Raw genomic sequence first — 377 nt, 5'->3', positions numbered from 1 at the left:
GATATCTGGGAAACGGGTTCGTGTGTCATGCCTTCAGCCTGCGCCCACGCAGTTTCGGAGGGGACAGCCCGAGCGAATCTGTGGATAATTCCGCCGCTCATGAGACCGTGCGAGTGGCTCTCGCACCTGCGGTTTATGCGCCACTGTTCAGGCCGGGCCGGAGGTTTTATGGTGGGTCACACACCGCAGGAGGGCCCCGCCCCGGGAACCCGATGCACCCGGTTCGCGTTCGCTCACACCGGGCGGGGCCCTCCTCCGCGGGCGGCGCGCTGCTCCATCGCGTGGTGGTGCGCCGCGCCGCGGCTCCCGGGCAAAGCACCAGCGCCCGTTCCCCTCGAACACGACGGATGACGACACACCAGCGGCGCTCCCCCGGG

The sequence above is a fragment of the Leucobacter sp. M11 genome (genome assembly GCF_035726885.1).
In the GTDB taxonomy this organism is placed as follows: Bacteria; Actinomycetota; Actinomycetes; order Actinomycetales; family Microbacteriaceae; genus JAPFRB01.
This window is presented reverse-complemented; position numbering follows the sequence as displayed.